A 6,058-nucleotide genomic window follows, 5' to 3' on the forward strand; every position below is an offset into this window, starting at 1 on the left:
TCCGGTGGATCACGATCGCCGAGCGACGACTCAGAGCACCGGGTTCGCGTCGGTCAACAGCCGGTCGATCTCCTCCAGCACCGCCGCGCGATCGGGGTGCACCAGGTCGATCAGCGGCCCACCCCGCCGGTCCAGCGCGCCCCACCGACCGCTGCCGCTGACCACCAGGAACGCCACCGGGTGGATGACCACCATCGGGTACGACGGCTGGACCAGCACCGCGCCGGTCCGGTCCACCACACCGCGCCGACCGGCCACGTCGACGACCACGAGACCCTCGTCGGTGAAGCCGTCGACCGGACCCGCGTCGGTCAGCTCGGTGACGAAGCCGTGGTATCGGGTCGGCACCACGATCCGGCCGGTCCGGTCGACCGCGCCCCACCCCTCGCGCTTCACCGCGGCCAGCCCTCGGCGGAACGGCCGTACGTCGGCGAAGTTGGGCGGAACCTGCACCGCGCCGGTCGGGTCGATCGCCGTCCACCCGCCGTCGGTGACCACCCAGGCCAGGCCGTCGCTGAACGGGCGCACCGCCCGGTACGAGGGCGGGATCACCGTCGTACCCAGCAGGTTGATCAGGGACCACCGGTCGGTGTCCGGCCGCCGGACCCAGGCCAGCCCGTCGTGGAAGGGCTGCGCCTCGGCGTACCGGGCGGGAATGACAACGTCGCCGGCGTGGTCGGTGTAACCCCACAGCGGTCCGTCCCGGTCCGGCTGCGGGGGCCGGTCACGGTCGAGCACCTCTTCCCGACTCCGGGGGTACGGCCCGAAGCCGTCGGCAGAAGCCCGCGCGGTGACCGCGTCGAGGGCCACCCGGATCCGGTCCAGCAGCTCGGCGTCGCCGGCCCCGCGCAGGTCGAGCGCCCGCTCGAAGTGGTGGCAGGCCTCCATCAGCCGGCCCTGGTCATAGCAGCACCGCCCGGCGTGCTCGTGCAGGGCGGCGCGCAGCCGGTCGGGCAGTTCGATCGAGTTGGCCTCGGCGAAGAGCTGGTCGGCCTCGGCGTAGTCGCCCCGCCAGCGCAGCACGTGGGCCAGCCGGGCCTGGGCCAGCGCGGTCCGGCGCAGCTCGCCGGTGGCTTCGGCGTAGGTGAGGGCGAGCCGGCCGTCGGCCAACGCGTCGTCGAGGTCGCCGAGGATCCGCGAGGCGACCGCGCGCAGACTCAGCAGCCGCGCACGGGCCTTGTTGTCGACGGCCGAGCCCAGCTTCTCGGTCAACCGCCGCCGGATGGCCCGCATGGCGTCCGGCTCCGTCAGCTCCTCGCGCAGGGTCACCGGGTCCAGCCGCCAGCGGTACGCGGCCAGGACCTGCTCCGGGTCGCCCTGATCGGCCAGCGAACGACGGGGCGGCTCCGGCGCCGTGGCGGGCGGCGCCGACACCGGCGCGTCCTGGTCGGACGACCCGCTGCGCGGCCCGGGAATGCCAGCGAGCGGTACGGCGGAGACGGGCGCGGCGGGTGGCGCGGAGACGGGCGTCGCAGGTGGCGCGGACACGGGTGCCTGCGCGGCCGGCGGTGCGGAGACGGGCGGTGCGGAGACCGGCGGTGCGGAGACGGGTGCTTGCGCGGCCGGCGGTGCGGAGACCGGCGGTGCGAGTGCCGCCGGGGGTACGGGCTCCGGTGCGGGCGGTGCGGACACGGGCGCCGTCGCGGTGGGCCGTTCCGCCGCCGGCTCGGGCGGCGGCGTGCGCGTCGCCTCGGTCGCCGGACCGGACCCGGCCGGGTCGGCATCCGGGTCCGGGCTGGCGGTCGATGGGTACGCGTTGCTCGACGCGGGCGGCGCCGATGCCGGCCGGTCCCACGGTCCGGCGTCGGCGAGGCGGTCCCGCGACGCGTCGGTGGATGCGTCGGCGGTCGGCGCGCTCGTCGCACCAGTGACCTGGCGGATGTCGTCGGGGGCGAGGTCGCTGTGGTGCCCCGACGCCTCTGTGTACGGCTCACCGCCGAGCGGACGGTGGATGTCGCCCGACACCGGCTCGGCGGCCGCCGCTGCGTCGTCGGCATCGTCGACCAGGTCGTCCGACCAGGCGCGTGGAGCACCGGAGACCGGGTGTGCCGGCGGTCCGGAGATCGGCTCCCGTCCGTCGGTCGGGGTCGGTTCGGTGGACGGCTCCACGTGGGTGGCGAGGTCGTCGACCCGAGGGCGACGCTCAGCGTCGGCCACCTCCATCGGGGTGGCCGAGGCCGGCGGTGCCGAGACGGGCCAGGCCGAGTCGGGCGGTGTGGTGCCCGGCGGTGCCGAGACGGGCCAGGCCGAGTCCGGCGGTGTGGTGCCCGGCGGTGCCGAGACGGGCCGTGTCGTGTCCGGCGGCGCGAGGGCTGGCGGGGCCGAGACGGGCCAGGCCGAGTCCGGCGGCGCGGAGACAGGCGGTGCCGAGACAGGCTGCGCCGAGGCGGGTGGGGCGGGGCGTACGGCGATCGGATCGGCTGGTGGTGCGGACACCGGCCGGCTCGGTGGTGGGGAGACCGGGTCGGCGAGCGGTCCGGAGATCGGTGTCGCAGCGGTCTCGACGGCCGAGTCGGGCCGCCGGTCGGCTGCGGGGTCGCTGACCAGCGGTTGGGCGGACGCCGCCGACGGGACGTGCGCGTCCTCGGCGTGTGGCGAGCCGGCCGACCCGTCGCCGGGCTTCCAGTCCTCGGTCGTCTCGGCGACGGTGGTGGTCTCGGGTTCCTCGGTCGGCCGCTGGTCCGCTGGTGTCTCGTCCTGGTCGGACACGACCGGCTGGGCGCCCGGGCTGAACCAGGCTGCCGGCCCCCGGGCCGACGCCTCCGCTGGCTCCGCAGCGGTCGGCACTGGCGCTTCCGAGGGCGCCGGGGGCACGTAGCGACGCGGTACGCCCGGGGCGATCGGAAGCGCCGGCTCGGCATCCGGCGCGGGCGCCGAGGACGTCGGCGTCACGGGGGTGGGGGGCTGCTCCGGCCGCTGCCAGGACGGTGGGGGAGCGACCGGCGGGCGGTCATCCGCAGGCGGCGAGGGCCGCTGCCCAGGTGTGGGTTGTGGGGGCTGGTCCTGCGGGGCGGGACGGGCGGGCGGCGCCGGGTGCGAGCGGTTGTCCGGGCCGGGATAGCGCGGTGGCGCGGTGGCGCGAGGGTCGGCAGTCGAAGCCGGTTCGGTGGGTGTGCGGTGCTCGGGCCGCTGCGGCGACTCCGGCCGCTCGTCCGAGGACGGAGGATCCACCGGGGCGGGCAGGAACTCCAGCCGCAGCCGGGCGGCCGGTGGACCGGAGACGGGGACGTCCGCCGGGGAGACCGGTGCGGCGGACACCGGCCGGTCGCGCTCCGGACGACCGGACGACGTGGATGGTTGCCACGCGTGGTCCGCCGAGGCGGGGGAGACGGGTGCCGCGGACACCGGCCGGTCCGGGCCGGGCGCGGCGGGCGAGACGGGTGCCGGCGACACCGGTCGCTCCGGCGAGGCCGGACGAACCGGGGTCGCCCGGCCGGTGCCCGGTGCGGCGGGGGAGACGGGTGTGGGCGGGACCGGGGTGGCCCGGCCGGAGGTGGGCGGCGCCGTCGCGGCGGGACGCGCGGGCCGTTCGTCGTACCGGGGCGGCTCCGCCGGTGGCCGTGCGGGTCGCGTCGCCGGCCGCGGCGGGACCTCCGGCTCAGCGCCGCGGTGCGGCTCGGGCCGGTAGCCCGGCTCCCGTCTGCGGTCCGGGTGCACCGGACCGGGCGGCGGCCAGGGCAGGCCGCCACCCGACCGGGGGCCGGGCTGCGACCGCGGCTCCTCGCGGTAGGTCTCCTCGCGGTACGGCTCCTCGCCGTACCGCTCCGGCCGGGCGTTCTCGCGCGCGCGACGGTCCGGGTACGCCTCGGTGCGGGCTGCCGCCTCGCGGGGTTGCTGCCGGTGCGGCTCGACATCGGGACGGCGGCGCTCGTCGTCGCGGCGGGGCTGTTCCGGTGCCTCCGGTTCGGGGCGGCGCCGCCGTCCGCCCTCGGACGTCTGTGGCGTCCCGAATGCCTCGTCCGGCCGGCGCTGCCGGTCGGTGGACGCACCGGGGCCAGCGTCCACGCGGGACCGGCCGTCGGCAACGCCCCGCTCCGGGCGGCGGGCGTCGTCGGGTAGGCGTTCTGAGCGGCGGGCGTCGTCGGGCAGGCGGTCGGGGTGGCGGGCGTCGTCGGGTAGGCGTTCCGGGCGGCGGGCGTCGTCGGGTAGGCGGTCGGGGTGGCCGTCGGCCCGGTAGCGGGAGCGGCTGTCCACGGGTGCCCACTGGCCGGCCCCCTCGGCGGCCCAGCCGTCGGTCGGGCGGCCGTCGTGGCCCCTGGCCGGTGGGGTGCCGTACCCGTCGCCGGGGTGCCGGTCGTGACTCGCGGCCGGCCGCTCCGACGTGCCGCGCCGGCGCGGCGCCTCGTCCGGCTCGGGCACCCAGCCGGAGTCACTGCGCGGTGCGGGGGAGTAGGGCCCGGGGGAGACGGGTGGCGCGGTCGGGTACGCCCGGTCCCGGTCGGCCGGCTCGTGTCGGGGCGGGCGGCCGTCGTACCGCTCGGAAGTGGGCTGCTCGCGGTGCCAGGCGGCCTCCCGAGCCGGTCCCCGGTCGTCGTTGGGTCGCCGGTCGGACCAGGCGGTCCGCCGGTCCGACTCGGGGGAGCGGCGCTCCTCCCGTCGGGGCGGCTCGGGGAGCGGCCGGCGGTACGGCTCATGGTCGTACTGCGGGGTCTCGGGTCGTCCGTGGTGCGTCGTGTCGACCGGGCGCTCGTCGCTGCGTGACCAGCCGTAGGAGGGTGTCCCGCCCGGCTCGTCGTCCGCCCCCCACCGGCCGTTGGGGGCAGACTCGCCCGGAGGCTCGTCGGCCCAGGAGCGGCCGAGGTAGGTGCCGTCCGGTCGGGTGGGCGCGAGCGGCGGCACCTCGGTACGACCGACAACTGTCGCCCGTCCGCGCGGCGGTGCCGGCTGGTGGGTGACGCCGATGTCGCCGGGGTAGCGCTGGCCGGGGAACTGGGGGTGCCACTCGGTGGTCGGCTCGACCACCCAGGACGGTTCGTTCGGGTCCCGCCACCGGTCGGTGTAGCGGCCGTTCATCCGTTGAGCCCGTCGCCACACCCGGCCGCGTGGCCGCTCCCCGTCGACGGTGAGGTGGCCGCGGTGGTGCCTCGCTGGCCCATGGGCGTCCGGTCGCCGCCTGCCACGCCCCGGTGGCCGGCTCGCGTCCGCTCGCTCACGGCGTTGTCACCTCGTTGCACATTGTCGCGCTGGGGCCTCGCGTGCCGGTCGGGTCGCCCATTCCGGCAGGGCGTGGCTGCGGATGGAGGGTAACGGCGTGGGCTCGTTCACCGCCACTGTGGCACCGCCCACGAGCGCAAACGTTATCCGATGGTTCCGGACATTTGGGTCGATAACCCAATCTGACCTTTGACGATACCCCACCCGCCGGCCGGGTGGACCGGAGCATCGGGTCAGGGATGCTCCATGACGAGGACGGCGAAGGTGCCGGGGACCAGCGCCTCGTACCGGTGCGGTGTGTCGCCGGGGAACGTCGCGTAGTCACCCGGACCGAGGTCCACGGTGCCCGCCTCGGGGCCGACGCGCAGCCGTCCGGCGGCCACCACCACGTGCTCGACGCTGCGGGGGGTGTGCCCGTCCGCCTCCCGGACCGCGCCCGGCTCCAACTCGATCAGGTAGACGTCCCGGCGCAGGTGCGCCGTGCCGGCGCTGAGCAGCGTCCCGGCGAAGTCGGCCTGTTCGGAACGGACCCGGGGCCCCTCCCCGGCGCGGATCACCCGGATGTCGACGTCCGCCGGCTCCACGAGCCGGCTGAACGGTACGCCCAGCGCCACGCCGAGCGCCCAGAGCGTCTCGACGCTCGGGTTGCCGGTCCCCGACTCCAGGTGGGAGATCGTCGACTCGGTCACCCCCGCCCGATGGGCCAGCTCGGCCGGCGAGATCCCGAGGCGCTCCCGTTCGCGGCGCAGGGCGGCAGCGATGGTGGCCAACGGGGCAGCCGGTTCTCCAGGCATGCGTGTTCGCTCCATTGAGCCTTTTCCAACCTGATCTTGCAGGTCAGGGACGGTGTGCGTAGCCCGGTGATCGATGAGGGCGAGGCTCCAGGTAAGACAGCAAATCGACC

The 6,058-nt window shown here is 76.7% G+C and carries 2 protein-coding genes; both read right to left on the reverse strand.

Going from position 1 to position 6,058, the window contains the following annotated elements; translation table 11 throughout:
• Window positions 1–30: 30 nt before the first annotated feature.
• Window positions 31–5,013: a WG repeat-containing protein gene (locus tag ABZU53_RS29950; RefSeq protein ID WP_355068917.1), complete on the reverse strand. Its 4,983-nt coding sequence runs from the start codon at window positions 5,011–5,013 to the stop codon at window positions 31–33.
• A 374-nt stretch (window positions 5,014–5,387) separates the two neighbouring features.
• Window positions 5,388–5,948, reverse strand: a complete 561-nt coding sequence (locus tag ABZU53_RS29955; protein ID WP_355068919.1) for an XRE family transcriptional regulator — start codon at window positions 5,946–5,948, stop codon at window positions 5,388–5,390.
• Window positions 5,949–6,058: the final 110 nt, after the last annotated feature.

This window comes from Micromonospora sp. NPDC005194 (genome assembly GCF_040608335.1).
Lineage (GTDB): Bacteria > Actinomycetota > Actinomycetes > Mycobacteriales > Micromonosporaceae > Micromonospora.

What these genes read in the sequence shown, in the direction of transcription:
- ABZU53_RS29950 (WP_355068917.1), bottom strand. Translation starts at nt 5,013, where the DNA reads ATGAACGGCCGCTACACCGACCGGTGGCGGGACCCGAACGAACCGTCC.
- ABZU53_RS29955 (WP_355068919.1), bottom strand. Translation starts at nt 5,948, where the DNA reads ATGCCTGGAGAACCGGCTGCCCCGTTGGCCACCATCGCTGCCGCCCTG.